The sequence below is a fragment of the Nocardia alni genome, from assembly GCF_019038435.1.
GTDB lineage: Bacteria > Actinomycetota > Actinomycetes > Mycobacteriales > Mycobacteriaceae > Nocardia > Nocardia alni.
Genome location: NZ_JAGPOX010000187.1, coordinates 1 through 16,182, shown reverse-complemented (window position 1 = coordinate 16,182; position 16,182 = coordinate 1). Strand labels below are relative to the sequence as shown.

Here is a 16,182-nt window from a genome sequence, read left to right as displayed (position 1 = left end):
GCGCGGTTCAGCCTGTGCCCCTGACCGACACCGACTTCGCCGGCTCTGGCATGACGACTTCGTTCCCTTGAGCCGACGCCAGTCCGGCTGCTACCTCACCGATGAAAGATGATGCCGCACTGCCGAAGTGGGGATAGGGTTGCTTGGTGTCGCTGGAAGGGGCGGCGCACGGGCATGCCATCGAAAGTCTTCTGTCCCAACCGGCATCGGTCTTTGCCGAAGCGCCACGGTTACGTGATGGTTCCGGTCCAGGGTTGGCGTCGTCCGATCACCCCGGGGCCAAGTGTTGTCGATGACATGCTGGCCCGTCCCGCTGACCACAGACGTCGCCCGAGAAGTGTGCTCCTACGGGATCCGCACCCGTCCGACGATTGCCCACTTCTCCGTTCTCGCACCGGCGTCGGGCGATGCTCTCACCTGTCCACGTCGGCATACATCTCCAGTCATCAGGATCCGCCGACCGCATCCGGCGCAGCCCGACCGGGCGGGTCAGCGGAGCTTGGCGATGATCGACTCGCCGTAGCGTTCGATGGCGGCGAGCTTCTTCTCGAGGGGTTCGGTGTCCGGGCCGGGGGTGTAGTGGTAGCGGAAGCCGACCAGGACGTCGGTGATGCCGCGGTCCTCCAGGCGTTTGATGCCGTCCGGGGTGTAGGCGTCGAGGGAGGCGACGTGGATTTCGAAGGGGCCGGGATTGTCACGCTCGCTGCGCAATTCGGCGATGCGGGTGAGCATGCGGTCCAGGTCCTCGGGTGCGCCGCCCGCGTGCATCCAGCCGTCGCACAGTCGCACTGCCCGGCGCAGGGCGGCATCGCTGTGCCCGCCGACCAGGATCGGCACCGGCTTGGTTGGGGCGGGAGTCATCTTGATGCTGGGGATGTCGTAGAACTCGCCGTGGTATTCGAAGTATTCGCCGGTGCACAGGCCGCGCACGATCTCGATGCACTCGTCCATGCGCTTACCGCGCTTCTCGAACGGCACACCCATGATGTCGAAGTCCTCCGGCCACGGGCTGATCCCGACCCCGAGCGAGAACCGGTTACCGCTCAACGCCGCCAGCGAGCTGGTCTGCTTGGCCACCAGCACCGGCGGCCGTATCGGCAACTTGATCACGAACGGCACGAAGCGCAACGTGGTGGTCGCCGCCGCGAGAGCGGCCGACAACACGAACGCCTCGATGAACGGCTTCCCGTCCAGAAACTCCCGCGACCCGTCCGGCGTGTACGGATACGTCGAGTCCGAGACCTCCGGATACGCGATGCTGTCCGCGATCGACATGGTGTCGAACCCGGCCGCCTCGGCGGCCCGCGCCAACGGAACGTAATACGCCGGATCGGTCATCGCCTCCGCATAGGTGAACCGCATCGCCCATCCTCTCGCGCCGGTACCCTCGCCCGACAAAACTAGAACAGATTCTATTTTCTGTCGGGATCGTATCCACGCCGCCACCCTCCTGTCAGCGATTCGCCCGATCCGTCCCACTGGCCGACCCGACCCGCCCTCGACCAGCCGGAACCACAATCCAGCGCCCGTGTGCCGTTGAGAGCATCGATGCCGCAAATCCGGCCTATCGCTGCATTTCGGCGGTTCGGTACGCCGCTTTCGGATAAATCGGGCCGCAAAATGTAGCGGGAGGCCGGTTCTCCCAGCCACTGGCCCCGATGCCGACCCGACACCACGTCCAAGACCGGTCAGCGCATGGCCACGACCACCCAGCACTGCACGAGCCGACTGCACGCCACTACACGCAGGACAACCCGGCCTACCGCCGCATTTTTCCGCCCCGAAACTCTGGTTTCGGACTATTACGCCCACAGAATGTAGCGGGGGGCCGGTTCTCCGGCACCGACCCGGCACCGCGCCCACGGCCCGCCAGGCGCTAGGGCACGGCTATCATGCCGAACTGCACGTTTGCGGGCCGACTCCACACCACCACGCGAGATCCGGCCTACCGCTGCAATCTTCCGCCTCGAAACTCTGGTTCCCGACGATTCCGCCCGAAGAATGCAGCCGGAGGCCGGTTCTCCCACACCTACCCCCCACCTGCCAGGCATCAGCGCATAGCCGCCACACCAAACTGCACTCCGCGGACGACCCCGCAAGGACAACCCGGCCTATCGCTGCATTCTTCGGCCTCGAGTGTCGGAAAACCGTCGAATATGACCCGAGAATGCAGCTGTAGGCCGGGATCTGTCCCAGCATGCCTGGCAACCTCGGCGCCCATATCGGCGATGGCCTCCGCGGAGGCACCCGGGAAGCATCTCCGGGTTCATCATCTGCCGCACTCTATGCGGCCGCCTTCGTGCGCAACTGCGTACGTGTGATGGCCGGCAGTTGAAATGCGTTGGCCCGCATTCCGTTAGATGATGGCGGGCCTACGTCGTTGTCGAGGCGGGCTCACACGTCGCGCTCGGCTCGAACGGCCTGCGCGATGGACGGTGCTCGCAGGATCGCGACCTTCGTATCGGTGAAGCCGCCGATGCCGCACTCTATGCGGGAGCCTTCGTGCGGAACTGGGCGAGAGGTGCTCGAACACTGAAATGCGTTGGCCCGCATTTCCTCTGGTGAAATGCGGGCCAACGTCGAGGTCGGTCGCGTCTACAGGTGCACGTCCGTGTTGTACCCGTTGATCTCCTCGTCGGAGTGAACCTGGCCGATGACGTCGGGGGCGATGGCGCCCAGGACGTTGCCGAGTTCTGTATCGCCGGTGAGGCTTTGGTAGGGCTGGACGGTGCGTTCGTGGTCCTCGTCGGAGCCGCCGCGGGCGTGAGCGCCGCCTGCACCCGCGCCCATGAAGCCGGGGGAGGACATGCCCGCGGGCGCGGTGGCTGCTGCTGCGGCGGCAGCCGCGGCGGGGTTGCCGGTGAGGCCGCCGCCGGGAACCGAGGTGCCGGGGCCTCCGCCGCCGGGAGTGCCACCGCTGCCGAGGTCGAGGCTGCCTCCGCCGCCACCGAAGCTGCCGCCTCCGCCGCCACCGAAACCGCCGCCCATGCCTCCGCCGCCACCGAAGCCAGCGGTGAGGGTGCTCGCGCCCGGGTCGGTCGAGGACGAGTCGGCGGTGTTGCTGTTATTGCTACCCGCGTTGGACATCAGGGACTGGGCTTGGTCCATGATCGGCTGGGCGATGTTCTGCGCGGCGGACTGCGCGACCTGCGCGGCCTGCTGGCCGATGCCGCTCTGGCCCAGCAACTGGTTGACCACGCCGCTGAGCTGGCCGGTGTAGCCGCCCAGTTCGCCGCGGGTGGCGTTGACAACGCTGACGGCGGTGCCGAGATGCTCTGTGGCCGTGGCGATCAGCGACGCTTGGGCGGGCGGGGTGAAGATGACCGGCACGAGCGCGGTGGCCTGCGCGGCGAAGGACTGCACCACCCCGGTGAGCTGGATATTGCCCTTCTGCACGACCGAGGCGGCATCGGCGGTGAGCTTGGAGATGTCGAAGCCGCGCTGGCTGGTGTCCTGGCCCTTCGCCTGGGTCTGCTGGCCGGCCTGCTGCGCACTGTCGGACGCCTTGCCCTGCCATGCCTGGGAGACCGTCTTCAGTGCTCCCTCGCCGATCGACATGGCCGCCTGGATGACCTGGGAGGACTCGCTCAGAAGGGTGGTGGGGTTGAGCGCGCCCATGATGCCGGTGCCGAAGCTCTGCAGCAGGCTCGCGAAGGGCTGGGCCAGCTGCTCGATGCCGGGGATCGCGGGCAACGAGATGCCGTGCGCCGCAAGGGTGGAGATCGGGTCGGGCGAGCCCAGTGCGGCGCTGATCGGCGCGGCGGCCTGCTGCACGGCGCCCACGGCACCGGCGAGTGAGGCGGGCGCGCTGTTCAGCGCGGCATGGGCGTTGTCGAAGACGCCCTGCGCCCCTGGAATGTTGCCGAGGGCGGCGTGCGCGTGGTCGAGCGCACCGCCCGCCGCGCCGAGCAGCGGGTTGGCCGCGTCGGCGGCATGCGACGGGGCGCCGCCGAGGCCGCCGGGCATATGCCCGCCACTGAGCACCCCATTGTGGCCGTCATCGAACTCTCGCTGCGACATGTGCAGGTCGGGTGGCTGCGGTGCGGGCATGTCCTCGGGGAGCTGCGGAAGCGAGACGTTCGCGAACGGGCCGTGCTGGACCGCCTGGGCGACGTGCTGAGCAGCCTGCGTTACCGTGTCCTGCAGGGGCGGAGCCGGGGCGGCGGGCGCACCGCCGATGATTCCGGAATCCATACGCTCAGCCCCCGATCTTGCCGGTGACGGACTTGACCGCGGCCGAGTAGTCGGTATCGGTGCTGTCGTAGGTGGCGGCGGAGCCGAAAGCGGCCTGACCGATATCGCCGACCCGCTGGGACAGATCGTTGATGTTCTGGCAGTGCAGCACCTGCGCGGCGGCGAACATCGCGAGATAGTCGGCGCCGATGATGCCGAACACCGGCGTCATCGCGGCGACGTGGCTCACGGTGTCCATATTTCCGGCCCCGGCGATCTGCGCCGCGATGCCCTCGTGGGTGGTCGCGAACGCGCGCAGCGCATCCGTCTCCACCGAGAGATTTCCACTCATCGAGTCTCCCCCCGATCCTTGTCACCTGTAGACTGGACGGTCCGGCGATACGCGCCCTCACCCGGCCGACCAGCGCCTGTACTTGGGCCTCAATATAGCCGACCGGCACGACAGGTTTCGAGTCCATCGGCACGATTCGACAATCATTCGAAGCGCGGGAATGGAAAGTTTCTAGAACTTGTTGCAAATTAGAACGTGTTCTATATCCTCGATCATATGAAGGTCGCAGTCACCGGCGCAGCCGGGTTCCTTGGCACGAATCTGCTTCGCCGTCTGGTGGAGCATGGTCACGAGGTGACCGCCATCGACCGGGTCCGGCCCGCCATCGGTGCGCAGGAGGTCCCTCACTCCAACGTCACCTGGGTGACCGGCGATGTGCTCGACCCGGAGTCGATGCGGACGGTCCTGGCCGGGCACGAGGTGGTGTACCACCTGGTCGCCATGATCACCCTCGCCCACAAGCACGATCTGGCCTGGCGGGTCAACACCGAAGGGGTGCGCATCGTCGCCGAGGCCGCGCTCGCGGTGGGCGTGCGGCGCATGGTCCACACCAGCTCCATCCACGCGTTCAACCAGTACGACTGCGGTGGCCGGATCGATGAGAGCGCCTCCCGCTCGACCCATCCCGACCTGCCCGTCTACGACCGCTCCAAGTTCCAGGGCGAGCAGGAACTGCGCAAGGTCATCGAGCAGGGCCTGGACGCGGTGATCTGCAACCCGACCGGCGTGTACGGCCCGATCGACCACTCCGACTCCCGCATCAACACCACCCTGTGGGACGCCGCGCGCGGCCGCGTGCCGGTCATGATCGCCGGCGGCTTCGACCTGGTCGACGTGCGCGACGTCGCGGCGGGTCTGATCCTGGCCGCCGAACACGGCCGCACCGGCGAGAACTACCTGCTGGCCGGCGAGATGTGCTCGATGCTCGAGGTGACCCAGCTGGCCGCCACGATCAACGGCAAGCGCGGTCCGCGGTTCGCGATTCCGGTCAAGGTGATCACCGCGGCCCTGCCCGTGCTCGAACCGATCGGCAAGCTGTTCGGCAGCGACCGAGTCTCCAAGGCCGCGATGGGTGCGCTGCTGTCGGCCCCGATCGTGGACGGCGGCAAGGCCCGCACCGAACTCGGCTACCAGCCGCGCCCGAAGGCCGACACGGTCCGCGACCTCGTCGCCTTCTACAACGGCGAATTGCTGGAACCCGCCCCGCACAGCGTTGCTTGACAGTTTATAGAACAGATGTTCGACTGGGAGGGTGCGGTGGCAAAGCCAGACCCTGGATGCCGATGACGGCGCCCTCCCCGGGCTCACCCGCGCCGGTCTCGTGCGCAGCGTGGTCACGCCGGAATTCGAGGGCGTGACCTTTCACGAGGTGCTGTGCAAGAGCGCGCTGAACAAGATTCCGTCGAGTTCGACCCTGCCGTTCGGCTGGACCATCAACCCCATGCGCGGCTGTTCGCACGCCTGCCGCTACTGCTTCGCCCGCGGCTCGCACGAATACCTGGAACTGGACGCTGGCCACGATTTCGACAGTCAGATCGTGGTGAAAACCAACGTCGCCGCGGTATTGCGGCGGGAACTGCGCCGCCGCTCGTGGCATCGCGAACCGGTCGCGCTGGGCACCAATACCGATCCGTATCAACGCGCCGAGGGGCGATACCGGTTGATGCCGGGCATCATCCGCGCGCTGACCGATTCGGGCACCCCCTTCTCCATCCTGACCAAGGGCACGCTGCTGCGTCGCGATCTGCCGCTGCTGACCCTGGCATCGCGCCAGGTGCCGGTGCACATCGCGGTATCGATCGCCATCGCCGATCCGGACCTGCACCACAGTCTCGAACCGGGCACACCGTCCCCGCGGGCGCGCCTCGAACTGGTGCGCGCGCTGGCCGACGCGGGTTTCTCGGTGAATGTGATGGCCGCGCCGGTGATTCCGTACCTCACCGACGGCAAGGCCCATCTGGATGCGTTGCTCGGCGGGATCGCGCAGGCCGGCGCGGTGAGTGCGGTCGCGTTTCCGATGCATCTGCGCGGCAGTACGCGCGGCTGGTTCCTGCAGTGGGTCGCCGAGCACCACCCGGCGCTGCTGCGTCGCTATAGGCAGTTGTACGGTCGTGGGGCGTACGTCACACCGGAGTATTCGGTGTGGCTGCGCGGTCGGCTCGAGCCCCTGCTCGAACGATACGGCTTGAACCGGGATCTGCCGTCGGAGCCCGAGGCGCCACCCTCGCCTCCGTCGCAGCCCGCCTCGCAGCTTGCGCTGTTCGCCTAGCCGCGCCCGCCCCGGGCCTGGACTGACGGAGCGGGGGAGCGGAGCGGAGGAGCGGAGGAGGGAAGGACCGGGGTCACGAGGGCGCGGCTCCGGAGCGGAGCGTAGGAAGTGTTTCGGCATACGCCCGGGGGAATCGGCGCGGTGCGAAACATGTTGGACCGCTTGTGGCTCGGGTGCGCCCCGGAACGGCGGAGTAACTTGGCGTGTGGTATCCGATACCGACGAGGAAGTGATGTGGCGCATGGTTTCCCAGGACGGCGGTAGTGTGGCCGCGGAAAAACTGGAAAAGGTCGTCATCCGTTTCGCCGGCGACTCCGGCGACGGTATGCAGCTGACCGGTGACCGGTTCACCCACGAGGCCGCGGCGTTCGGCAACGACCTGGCCACGCAGCCGAACTTCCCCGCGGAGATCCGCGCGCCCCAGGGCACCCTGCCGGGCGTGTCGTCGTTCCAGATCCAGATCGCCGACTACGACATCCTCACCGCGGGCGACCAGCCCGACGTGCTGGTCGCGATGAATCCCGCTGCGTTGAAGGCGAATCTGGCCGAGCTGCCGCGCGGGGCCACGGTGATCGTGAACACCGACGAGTTCACCAAGCGCAATCTCACCAAGGTCGGCTACGCCGCCGATCCGCTCGCCGACGACACACTGTCGGATTTCGTCGTGCACCGCGTCCCGATGACGTCGCTGACGCTGGGGGCCACCGAGCCGACCGGCGTCGGCAAGAAGGACGGCCAGCGCGCGAAGAACATGTTCGCCCTGGGCCTGCTGTCGTGGATGTACGGGCGGCCGATCGGCGGCACCGAACAGTTCATGCGGGAGAAGTTCGCCGCGAAACCCGATATCGCCGAGGCGAATATCCTGGCGTTCCGGACGGGCTGGAACTACGGCGAGACCACCGAGGCGTTCGCCACCACCTACGAGGTCGCCCCCGCGACGCTGCCGGCGGGCACCTATCGGCAGATCACCGGCAATACCGCGCTCGCGTACGGGATCGTCGCGGCCGGGCAGCTGTCGGGCCTGCAGGTGTTCCTGGGCACCTATCCGATCACCCCGGCCTCGGACATCCTGCACGAGCTGAGCAAGCACAAGAACTTCGGCGTCACCACCTTCCAGGCCGAGGACGAGATCGCGGGAATCGGTGCGGCGCTGGGCGCCTCGCTGGGCGGCGCGCTCGGGGTCACCAGCACCTCGGGGCCGGGTCTGGCCCTCAAGAGCGAGACCATCGGCTTGGCGGTGATGACCGAGCTGCCGCTGCTGATCGTGGACGTGCAGCGCGGCGGGCCGTCCACGGGCTTGCCGACCAAGACCGAGCAGGCCGATCTGCTCCAGGCCATGTATGGGCGCAACGGTGAATCGCCGGTCGCGATCCTGGCGCCGCGCTCACCGGCCGACTGCTTCGCCACGGCGGTGGAGGCGGCGCGGATCGCGCTGGTCTATCGCACGCCCGTGCTGCTGCTGTCGGACGGCGCGATCGCGAACGGTTCGGAACCGTGGTCGATTCCGAACGTGACAGAGTTGGAGCGGATCGATCCGGGATTCGAAGCCGGTGCAGGTCAGGATGATTCGGCCGGTTCCGAAAACGGTGCGGCCGAACCCTTCCTGCCGTACGCCCGCGATCCGGAGACCCTGGCCCGCCCGCTCGCCGTACCGGGCACGCGCGGGCTCGCGCACCGCATCGGCGGCCTGGAGAAGGCCGACGGCACCGGCAACATCTCCTACGATCCGGTCAATCACGAACTCATGGTCCGCATTCGCAAGGCGAAGATCGACGGCATCGCGGTGCCCGACCTCGAGGTCGACGATCCCGGATCCCAGGCCGAACTGCTGCTGATCGGCTGGGGCAGCTCCTACGGGCCGATCGGCGAGGCCGTGCGCCGCGCGCGGCGGCGTGGCGTGCCTGTCGCCCAGGCGCATCTGCGCAACCTGAATCCACTGCCCGCCAACACCGGTGGCGTGTTGCGCCGTTATCGCACCGTGGTCGCACCCGAGATGAACGGCGGCCAGCTGGCCATGCTGCTGCGCGCCCGCTACCTGGTGGACGTGCAGCCGTGGACGAAGATCGCCGGGACCGCCTTCTCCGCACAGGAATTGGTCGGGGTGATCGACGCGGCCCTCGACGGCTCCCTCGCGGAGCTGGAAAACGACAAGGCCTTCGCCGCCCGAGCGCAGGCCACCTATCGCACCGCAGGGGGTAAGTGATGACGATCATCGAGACCTCGCTCGTGGGGACCGATCTGGGCCTGACCGGCCTGAGCGGCGTGCCGGGCGCGGATGGACCGCAGAAGGTCAAGGACTTCACCTCCGATCAGGAGGTGCGCTGGTGCCCGGGCTGTGGCGACTACGTCATCCTGGCCACGATGCGCAGCTTCCTGGCCGATCTGGGGCTGCGCCGGGAGAACCTGATGTTCGTCTCGGGCATCGGCTGCTCCAGCCGGTTCCCGTACTACCTGGACGCCTACGGGATCCACTCCATCCACGGCCGCGCGCCCGCCATCGCGACCGGTCTGGCGGTGACCAGGCCCGATCTGTCGGTATGGGTGGTGACAGGTGACGGTGACGCGCTGTCGATCGGCGGCAACCACCTCATCCACGCGCTGCGGCGCAACGTGAACATGACGATCCTGCTGTTCAACAACCGGATCTACGGTCTGACCAAGGGGCAGTATTCACCGACCTCGGAGGAGGGCAAGGTCACCAAGTCCACGCCGATGGGTTCGGTGGACCACCCGTTCAACACCCTGTCGGTCGCGCTGGGCGCGGAGGCGAGTTTCGCGGCGCGGGCGCTGGATTCGGACCGGGCGGGGCTGACCGAGGTGCTGCGCGCGGCGGCCGAGCATCGCGGGACGTCGTTCGTGGAGATCCTGCAGGACTGCCCGATCTTCAACGACGGCTCGTTCGATGTGCTGCGTCGCGACAACGCCGAATCGCATCTGATCCGGCTGCGCCACGGCGAGCCGATCCGGTTCGGCGCCGAGGGCGAATTCGCCGTCGTGGCACGCGGTTTCGGGCTCGCGGCGGTGCCTGCGGACAGCGTCGAGGAGTCGGAGATCATCGTGCACGACGCGTACGCCGACGATCCCGAATACGCCTACGCGCTATCCCGGCTGACGGCCCAGGATCTTTCGCATGTTCCGGTCGGGATCTTCCGCAGCGTCTCACGGCCCACCTACGACGACGGCGTCCGCACTCAGACCGTGGCGGCCCGCGAGCGCAAGCCGGTGGGCGAAGACTCGTTGCAGCAACTGCTCACCGGGAAGGAAACCTGGACGGTCGGATAAAGACCGGGCCGGGGACTCACCTGTCGGCGACGAAGGCCTTCGTGAGCTTGTCGCGCAGGGCCGCGAAGCGTGTGCGGTTGGCCTTCTGGGCGGCGCTCAGGGTGTCGGCGGTGTCGGAGCCGTAGGCGATCAGGTGGACGTCCTGGCTGGGGGACGGGCCCAGGAAGTCCAGCAGCGTGCTGCCGGTGGCGTCGTCGGGTGTGCCCATGTCCAGGGTGGCGAGGGATTTGGCCTCGGTGAAGGCGGCGGCGATGACCTCGGGTGGGATACGGCCGTTGGCGGTGGCGCCTCCGGAGTTCGTGACAGCCCGGACGCCGTGCCCGTCCGCCCGCAGGTTCAGCGTCGGGGTGACACCGTAGTGCGCGCCGCCAGGCATGTCGGTGAGGACCAGCGATACGGGTAAGGCCACCGGCGCGGGCGCGACGTGCCGGCCGAGCGGAGAGACGGGCCTGTTACGCGCGGCGGGATCGGATTGCGACCGTGCGGGCGCGTGCGTCGGGGAATCGTCCGGGGTCCCGGGCGCGAAGGGTGCGGGTGCGGTGGGTGACGGCGGGGCCGGTGGCTTGGGGGACGGGCTCACGACGGCCGGCGCCGTACTACCGGGACTGTCCGCCGCGGCCACCCCGGCACCGCCGTACAGCGCACCTGCCAGCGTGGACGCCGCCAGTGCCGCAACAAGCCTGGACCGATTACTCGCTCCGAACCCTCGCATTGCCGTTCCCTCTCCCGTATGCCGACTGTGGTTACCGACGCTGTTCGGGGTGATTGTGGACTGCGCTATCCGCCGAACCAGCAGCGACGCGCCGAGGAGCACTGTCGTTGGTGGTGGATTGATCGGCGTGTCTTGTAAGACGCGCCGAAGATCATCTGCGTGTTGCTCGCCGCGCCGAACTTGGCGTGCGGACGAACGGCTTGTGCGCTAAACCAGCTGATCGACGCAGCGCGACCGCGTCCGGACAATGCGCCTGGGTGTCACGGGCGGCTGTCGTGCGCTGAGCCAACTGATCAGCGCAGCCCCGACGGATTGCCCAGATCGCTCGCGTTGAACGTGTCGCAGGCCTTGACCTGACCCGTGCGGTAGCCGCTGAGGAACCACTTCTGGCGCTCGGCCGAGGAGCCGTGCGTCCAGGACTCGGGGTTGACCCGGCCGGTGGCAGACTTCTGGATGTGGTCGTCGCCGACCGCCGCGGCGGCCGACAACGCGTCCTGCACATCGCTGTCGGACAGCGGTTTCAGGAACGGTTGCGTCCCGCCTGGTGCGGGCAGCTTGTCGGCGTAGTGCGCCCACAGGCCCGCATAGCAGTCGGCCTGCAATTCCATTCGCACCGAACCGGATTGGGGCCCCTTCGGATCGCGCTGGGCCCGGCCGGAATCGCCGAGCAGGTTCTGGATGTGGTGGCCGACCTCGTGCGCCACCACGTACTCCTGCGCAAGCGGGCCGCCGCTGGCGCCGAACTTGTCCACTAGTTCCTGGAAGAAGCTGGTGTCGAAGTAGGCGGTGTGGTCGGCGGGGCAGTAGAACGGGCCGACCTCGCTGGTGGCGCGCCCGCAGCCGGTGGACACCGCGCCGCTGAACAGCGTCACCTTCGGCGGCACGTAGCTGCGGCCGGTCTGCTGGGGCAGTTCGGCGCCCCAGACCGCGTCGAGACTCTGGGCGGTGAGCACAACTCGGCAATCGACGTAGCGATTGGCGTCCGCGCCGGTCTTGCAGTGGCTGGGCACGGCGGCCGAGCCCGGTTGCGTCGCGGTCGACTCCGCGCCGGTGAACTCGCCGAGCAGCGAGCCCGGATCCCCGCCCAGCAACAGGGCTAGCACCAGCACTATCAGCCCACCCGCGCCGCCGCCGAGTGCGATCTTGCCGCCCCGGCCCGGTCCGCCGCCCGACGACACCCGGCCCGGATCGATCTGCATGCCCTCGTTGAAGGTCATCCTCGGCCCTCTCGCCCGTACGTCGGTGGGAAAAGCGTGGGAGAACGTCGCACGATCAGCTCAGAGCAAACCATCTGCAACCTTCAGCTTGACATGGCGCCGCGGAAATCGGTTTCCAGGGGCCGTCGTGTCCGGTGTACTCGACTCTGCGCGGGCTGGGCACCGGCGGGCTCGGTCGCTCCTGCTTGCCCGTGCAAAAGCTGTCCGTGCCGCCGCTTAGGATGGTCTCGCATCCGCCCATCCCCGTCGGTGCATTGATGTCGTCGAAAGGATCTCCCTCGTGCTGCGCACCCACTTGGCAGGTTCGCTGCGAAGCGAACACGCCGGTCTGACCGTGACCCTCACCGGTTGGGTTGCTCGTCGGCGAGACCACGGTGGCGTGATCTTCATCGATCTGCGCGATGCGTCGGGTGTGGCGCAGGCGGTATTCCGCGAGGGCGCCCCGGCCGAGCAGTCGCACCGGTTGCGCGCCGAATTCTGCGTGCAGGTCACCGGCGTGGTCGAGCTGCGGCCCGCGGGCAGCGAGAACCCGAACCTGCCCACCGGCGCGATCGAGGTCAACGTCACCGAGCTGGTGGTCCTCAACGAGGCCGCGCCGCTGCCGTTCCAGTTGGACGAGCATCCCGGCGAGGAGGCGCGGCTCAAGTACCGCTACCTGGACCTGCGCCGCGAGGGCCCCGCGCACGCGATCCGGTTGCGCTCCAAGGCCAACGCCGCCGCCCGCGCCGTGCTGTCCGAGCATGCGTTCGTCGAGGTCGAGACCCCGACGATGACCCGCTCCACCCCCGAGGGCGCGCGCGACTTCCTGGTGCCCGCCCGCCTGCAGCCCGGCACCTTCTACGCGCTGCCGCAGAGCCCGCAGCTGTTCAAGCAGTTGCTGATGGTCTCCGGCGTCGAGCGCTACTACCAGCTCGCCCGCTGCTACCGCGACGAGGACTTCCGCGCCGACCGCCAGCCCGAGTTCACCCAGCTCGACGTGGAGATGAGCTTCGTGACGCAGGAGGACGTGATCCTGCTGGCCGAGGACGTGCTGGCCGCGCTGTGGAAGCTGATCGGCTACCGGATTCCCGCGCCGATCCCGCATATGACCTACACCGAGGCCATGCGCCGCTACGGCAGCGACAAGCCGGATCTGCGCTTCGGCATCGAGATCACCGAGTGCGCGGAGTATTTCGAAGAGACCCCGTTCCGGGTGTTCCAGGCCCCCTACGTGGGCGCGGTCGTGATGCCGGGTGGCGCGTCGCAGCCTCGTCGCCAGCTCGACGCGTGGCAGGACTGGGCCAAGCAACGCGGCGCGAAGGGCCTGGCGTACATCCTGTTCAACGAGGACGGCACGCTCGGCGGTCCCGTCGCGAAGAATCTCAGCGAGGCCGAGCGCGAGGGCCTGGCCAAGCATGTCGGCGCGCAGCCGGGCGACTGTGTGTTCTTCGCCGCGGGCGAGACCAAAGCACAGCGCGCCCTGCTGGGCGCCGCGCGTGGCGAGATCGCGCGCAAGTGCGACCTGATCGACGAGAACTCCTGGGCCTTCGTCTGGATCGTCGACGCCCCGATGTTCGAACCGGCCGCCGACGCGACCGCCAGCGGCGATGTGGCACTGGGCCATTCGGCCTGGACCGCGGTGCACCACGCGTTCACCTCGCCTCGCCCCGAATTCCTCGACACCTTCGACACCGATCCGGGCGAGGCGCTGGCCTACGCCTACGACATCGTCTGCAACGGCAACGAGATCGGCGGCGGCAGCATCCGCATCCACCGCCGTGACGTGCAGGAGCGGGTGTTCAAGGTCATGGGCATCAGCCACGAGGAGGCGCAGGAGAAGTTCGGCTTCCTGCTCGATGCCTTCTCCTACGGCGCGCCCCCGCACGGCGGCATCGCCTTCGGCTGGGACCGCATCATCGCCCTGCTGGCAGGCACCGAGTCGATTCGCGACGTCATCGCTTTCCCGAAGTCCGGCGGTGGCGTCGACCCGCTGACCGACGCTCCCGCCCCCATCACCGCGCAGCAGCGCAAGGAGGCCGGGCTGGACGTGATCCTGGACGAGCACGGGAAGCCGGTGGGCGGCAAGAAGTCCGAGGGCGAGAAGGGCGACCCGAAGTAGGGCATCGGCTGATGCCGGGAGACTGCTGACGTAAGGGGCTGCGGGTGTTGCACGTTCGGGCGGTCTGCCCAGCGGAGACGACCGAGGCCGCGCTCGCCGCGCTGCATGCCGAACCGGGCGCCACGCTCATCACCGTGCAGCGCGGCGCCGCGGTCGAACCGGCCGGGGATGTGATCGAGGCCGAGGTGGCCCGGGAGTCGGTCAACGATCTGGTGGACGCCCTCGAGGCGCTGGGGATCGCCAAGGACGGCGGCATTCTGCTCGGGCCGATCGACACCGCGATATCACAGTCGGTGCGGCATGCGGTCGCGGCGGCGCCGGGGGAGTCGTCGGATGCGGTGGTCTGGGAGTCCTTGCTCGCGCAGACTCGCGACGAGTCGACGCTCAGTCCGTCGTTTCTGGCGTTCATCACCATCGCCTGCCTGCTGGCGGCGGTCGGAGTGGCCACCGATTCGCCGGTGACGATTGTCGGCGCGATGGTGGTCGGGCCGGAGTTCGGGCCACTGGCGGCGCTCGCGGTGTCGTTGGTGCGCAAGAACTTCGCGCTGGCGCGGCGCTCGGCGCTGGCGCTGCTGGTCGGATTTCCGGTGGCGATGGCGATCACCGTGGTGGCGACGCTGGCGTGGCGTCATTTCGGCTGGCTCACCGTGGACAATCTGGACCACATTCGCAACGTGCGGTTCATCTACGAGGTGGGGCCGTTCTCGCTGGTGGTGGCGCTGCTGGCGGGCGCGGCCGGAATGTTGTCGCTGATGACTTCGAAATCGGCTGCGCTGGTTGGGGTTTTCATCTCGGTGACCACTGTTCCGGCGGCCGGATTCGCCGTGGTCGCGGCCACGCTGGGGGAGTGGGACAAGGTGCTGTGGTCGATCCTGCAGCTCGTGGTGAACATGGTCGGGATCGTCGCGGCGGGCGCGGTCGTGCTGAAGCTGCGTCCCCGTCGTCGCGCGGAGGGCGGACCGATGAATCGAATCGAGCGATGGTGGGTCACGGAAGACTGACTCCCGGGGGATGCCGCGGCACCGGTTGTGCCGCAGCATCCGCGGACTTACAGCGTCAAGCCATCGATCAGCGTGCGGTACGAATACGTCAGCGCCATCACGCAGACCGGTCCGGCGACGAGTAATCCCACGCCGCACAACAGGATCGCGATCGCGGTCACGACCAGTATCGCCAGTGCCAGCAGCAGCATCTGCCCGACATTGGCGATGACCAGCTGCACGCTGGATCGCAGTGCGGCGATCGGCTTCAGGTCCTGATCGATCACGAAGTGCAGGGCGAACATGCACAGGAATCCGACCGCGATGGCCGCGACGAGGCCCAGAATCGTTGCCAGGGTTTTGGACACGATCGCGACGATCGCCGACACCACGACCATGGCCAGCACGGTTCCGGCGAACATGCCCAGCGCCACCAGCAGGACGTTGCCCGCGTTGACGAATCCGAAGAACGCCTGGAAATCCGGTGGGGTGCCGTCGCTTTCATAGAGCGCGCCACGGATCATGGCCGCCTGCAACAGCCATACCACCACCGAGACGACCAGGAAGATCAGTATCAGCGGCAGTACCGAATTCAGCCCGGCGACCCGGACCAGGAAAGTGACCGCCAGATACGCGACGAAACCCACCAGGGTGATGGACACCCACGGAATCGGATTGGTGCGGAAGTGGTCCCAGCCGTAACCCAGCGCGCGGCCGACGCTCAGCCCGGCGGGTGCGGGTGTCGGGAATCCTTGGGGTGGAGCGCCTGGGGCCTGGGTCGCTCCGGGCGGAGCGCCCGGTGGCATACCGGGCGGCCCGGCGGGTTGGGTGCCGGGATAGGGCTGATTGCCGGGATACCCCTGTTGCGGCATTCCCTGCTGCATGCCGCTCGGCGGCATTCCGGGCTGGGTGACGCCGACCGGCGGTCCACCGGGGTGGGCCATCCCCGGCTGCGGTGCTCCCGTCGAGGGCGCCCAACCCTGCGGGGGCGGGTATCCGGGCCGCTGCCCGTATCCCGGCTGTGGAATCGGCGCGCCGCCGGGACCCGGCACAGGTGCGCCGAAGACAGGTGGGGGCGGCGGGTGGCCCGTGGTGGGAG

Annotated in this window: 12 protein-coding genes; 6 read left to right on the top strand and 6 right to left on the bottom strand. The window is 68.2% G+C overall.

Annotated elements, in window-relative coordinates:
* Window positions 1-489: 489 nt before the first annotated feature.
* From JZ791_RS39835 to JZ791_RS39825, 3 genes are all read right to left on the bottom strand, one after another.
* Window positions 490-1,362 (bottom strand): TIGR03619 family F420-dependent LLM class oxidoreductase, encoded by an 873-nt coding sequence (locus JZ791_RS39835; protein ID WP_216902455.1) that lies wholly within the window; start codon window positions 1,360-1,362, stop codon window positions 490-492.
* 1,233 nt (window positions 1,363-2,595) lie between these two features.
* Window positions 2,596-4,194: a hypothetical protein gene (locus JZ791_RS39830; RefSeq protein ID WP_216902454.1), complete on the bottom strand. Its 1,599-nt coding sequence runs from the start codon at window positions 4,192-4,194 to the stop codon at window positions 2,596-2,598.
* A gap of 4 nt (window positions 4,195-4,198) precedes the next feature.
* Window positions 4,199-4,525 carry a type VII secretion target gene (locus tag JZ791_RS39825; RefSeq protein WP_216902452.1) on the bottom strand — a complete coding sequence of 109 codons (327 nt, stop codon included), beginning with the start codon at window positions 4,523-4,525 and terminating at the stop codon, window positions 4,199-4,201.
* Window positions 4,526-4,741: 216 nt separating this feature from the next.
* Between JZ791_RS39825 and JZ791_RS39820 the strand changes: the two genes are divergently transcribed.
* From JZ791_RS39820 to JZ791_RS39805, 4 genes are all read left to right on the top strand, one after another.
* Window positions 4,742-5,746 carry an NAD-dependent epimerase/dehydratase family protein gene (locus JZ791_RS39820; protein ID WP_216902450.1) on the top strand — a complete coding sequence of 335 codons (1,005 nt, stop codon included), beginning with the start codon at window positions 4,742-4,744 and terminating at the stop codon, window positions 5,744-5,746.
* 31 nt (window positions 5,747-5,777) lie between these two features.
* Window positions 5,778-6,794 (top strand): Rv2578c family radical SAM protein, encoded by a 1,017-nt coding sequence (locus JZ791_RS39815; RefSeq protein WP_216902448.1) that lies wholly within the window; start codon window positions 5,778-5,780, stop codon window positions 6,792-6,794.
* Window positions 6,795-7,035: 241 nt separating this feature from the next.
* A complete protein-coding gene (locus JZ791_RS39810; RefSeq protein ID WP_216902456.1) occupies window positions 7,036-8,997 on the top strand; it encodes a 2-oxoacid:acceptor oxidoreductase subunit alpha in 1,962 nt (653 codons plus the stop codon).
* A complete protein-coding gene (locus JZ791_RS39805; RefSeq protein ID WP_216902446.1) occupies window positions 8,997-10,076 on the top strand; it encodes a 2-oxoacid:ferredoxin oxidoreductase subunit beta in 1,080 nt (359 codons plus the stop codon). The genes JZ791_RS39810 and JZ791_RS39805 overlap by 1 nt, the downstream gene beginning before the upstream one ends.
* A gap of 16 nt (window positions 10,077-10,092) precedes the next feature.
* On the opposite strand, the gene JZ791_RS39800 is transcribed toward JZ791_RS39805, so the two are convergent.
* Entirely contained in the window at window positions 10,093-10,788 is a 696-nt protein-coding gene (locus tag JZ791_RS39800) for a hypothetical protein (protein WP_216902444.1), read from the bottom strand.
* A 293-nt stretch (window positions 10,789-11,081) separates the two neighbouring features.
* Window positions 11,082-12,005: a KPN_02809 family neutral zinc metallopeptidase gene (gene ypfJ, locus JZ791_RS39795; protein ID WP_216902442.1), complete on the bottom strand. Its 924-nt coding sequence runs from the start codon at window positions 12,003-12,005 to the stop codon at window positions 11,082-11,084.
* A 280-nt stretch (window positions 12,006-12,285) separates the two neighbouring features.
* On the opposite strand from ypfJ, the gene aspS reads away from it, so the two are divergent.
* Together aspS and JZ791_RS39785 are read left to right on the top strand one after the other, a co-directional pair.
* A complete protein-coding gene (gene aspS / locus JZ791_RS39790) occupies window positions 12,286-14,103 on the top strand; it encodes an aspartate--tRNA ligase (protein ID WP_216902441.1) in 1,818 nt (605 codons plus the stop codon).
* Window positions 14,104-14,147: 44 nt separating this feature from the next.
* Window positions 14,148-15,104, top strand: a complete 957-nt coding sequence (locus JZ791_RS39785; protein WP_216902440.1) for a DUF389 domain-containing protein — start codon at window positions 14,148-14,150, stop codon at window positions 15,102-15,104.
* A 47-nt stretch (window positions 15,105-15,151) separates the two neighbouring features.
* Here JZ791_RS39785 and JZ791_RS46320 read toward each other — a convergent pair.
* On the bottom strand, window positions 15,152-16,182 hold a 1,031-nt coding region (locus JZ791_RS46320; RefSeq protein ID WP_216902439.1), incomplete at its 5' end, for a DUF2189 domain-containing protein.

Excerpts from the sequence above, each read along its gene's own strand:
- JZ791_RS39830 (WP_216902454.1), bottom strand. The coding sequence starts at position 4,194 with ATGGATTCCGGAATCATCGGCGGTGCGCCCGCCGCCCCGGCTCCGCCC.
- ypfJ (WP_216902442.1), bottom strand. The coding sequence starts at position 12,005 with ATGACCTTCAACGAGGGCATGCAGATCGATCCGGGCCGGGTGTCGTCG.
- JZ791_RS39825 (WP_216902452.1), bottom strand. The coding sequence starts at position 4,525 with ATGAGTGGAAATCTCTCGGTGGAGACGGATGCGCTGCGCGCGTTCGCG.
- JZ791_RS39835 (WP_216902455.1), bottom strand. The coding sequence starts at position 1,362 with ATGCGGTTCACCTATGCGGAGGCGATGACCGATCCGGCGTATTACGTT.
- JZ791_RS39810 (WP_216902456.1), top strand. The coding sequence starts at position 7,036 with ATGGTTTCCCAGGACGGCGGTAGTGTGGCCGCGGAAAAACTGGAAAAG.
- JZ791_RS39805 (WP_216902446.1), top strand. The coding sequence starts at position 8,997 with ATGACGATCATCGAGACCTCGCTCGTGGGGACCGATCTGGGCCTGACC.
- JZ791_RS39800 (WP_216902444.1), bottom strand. The coding sequence starts at position 10,788 with ATGCGAGGGTTCGGAGCGAGTAATCGGTCCAGGCTTGTTGCGGCACTG.
- JZ791_RS39820 (WP_216902450.1), top strand. The coding sequence starts at position 4,742 with ATGAAGGTCGCAGTCACCGGCGCAGCCGGGTTCCTTGGCACGAATCTG.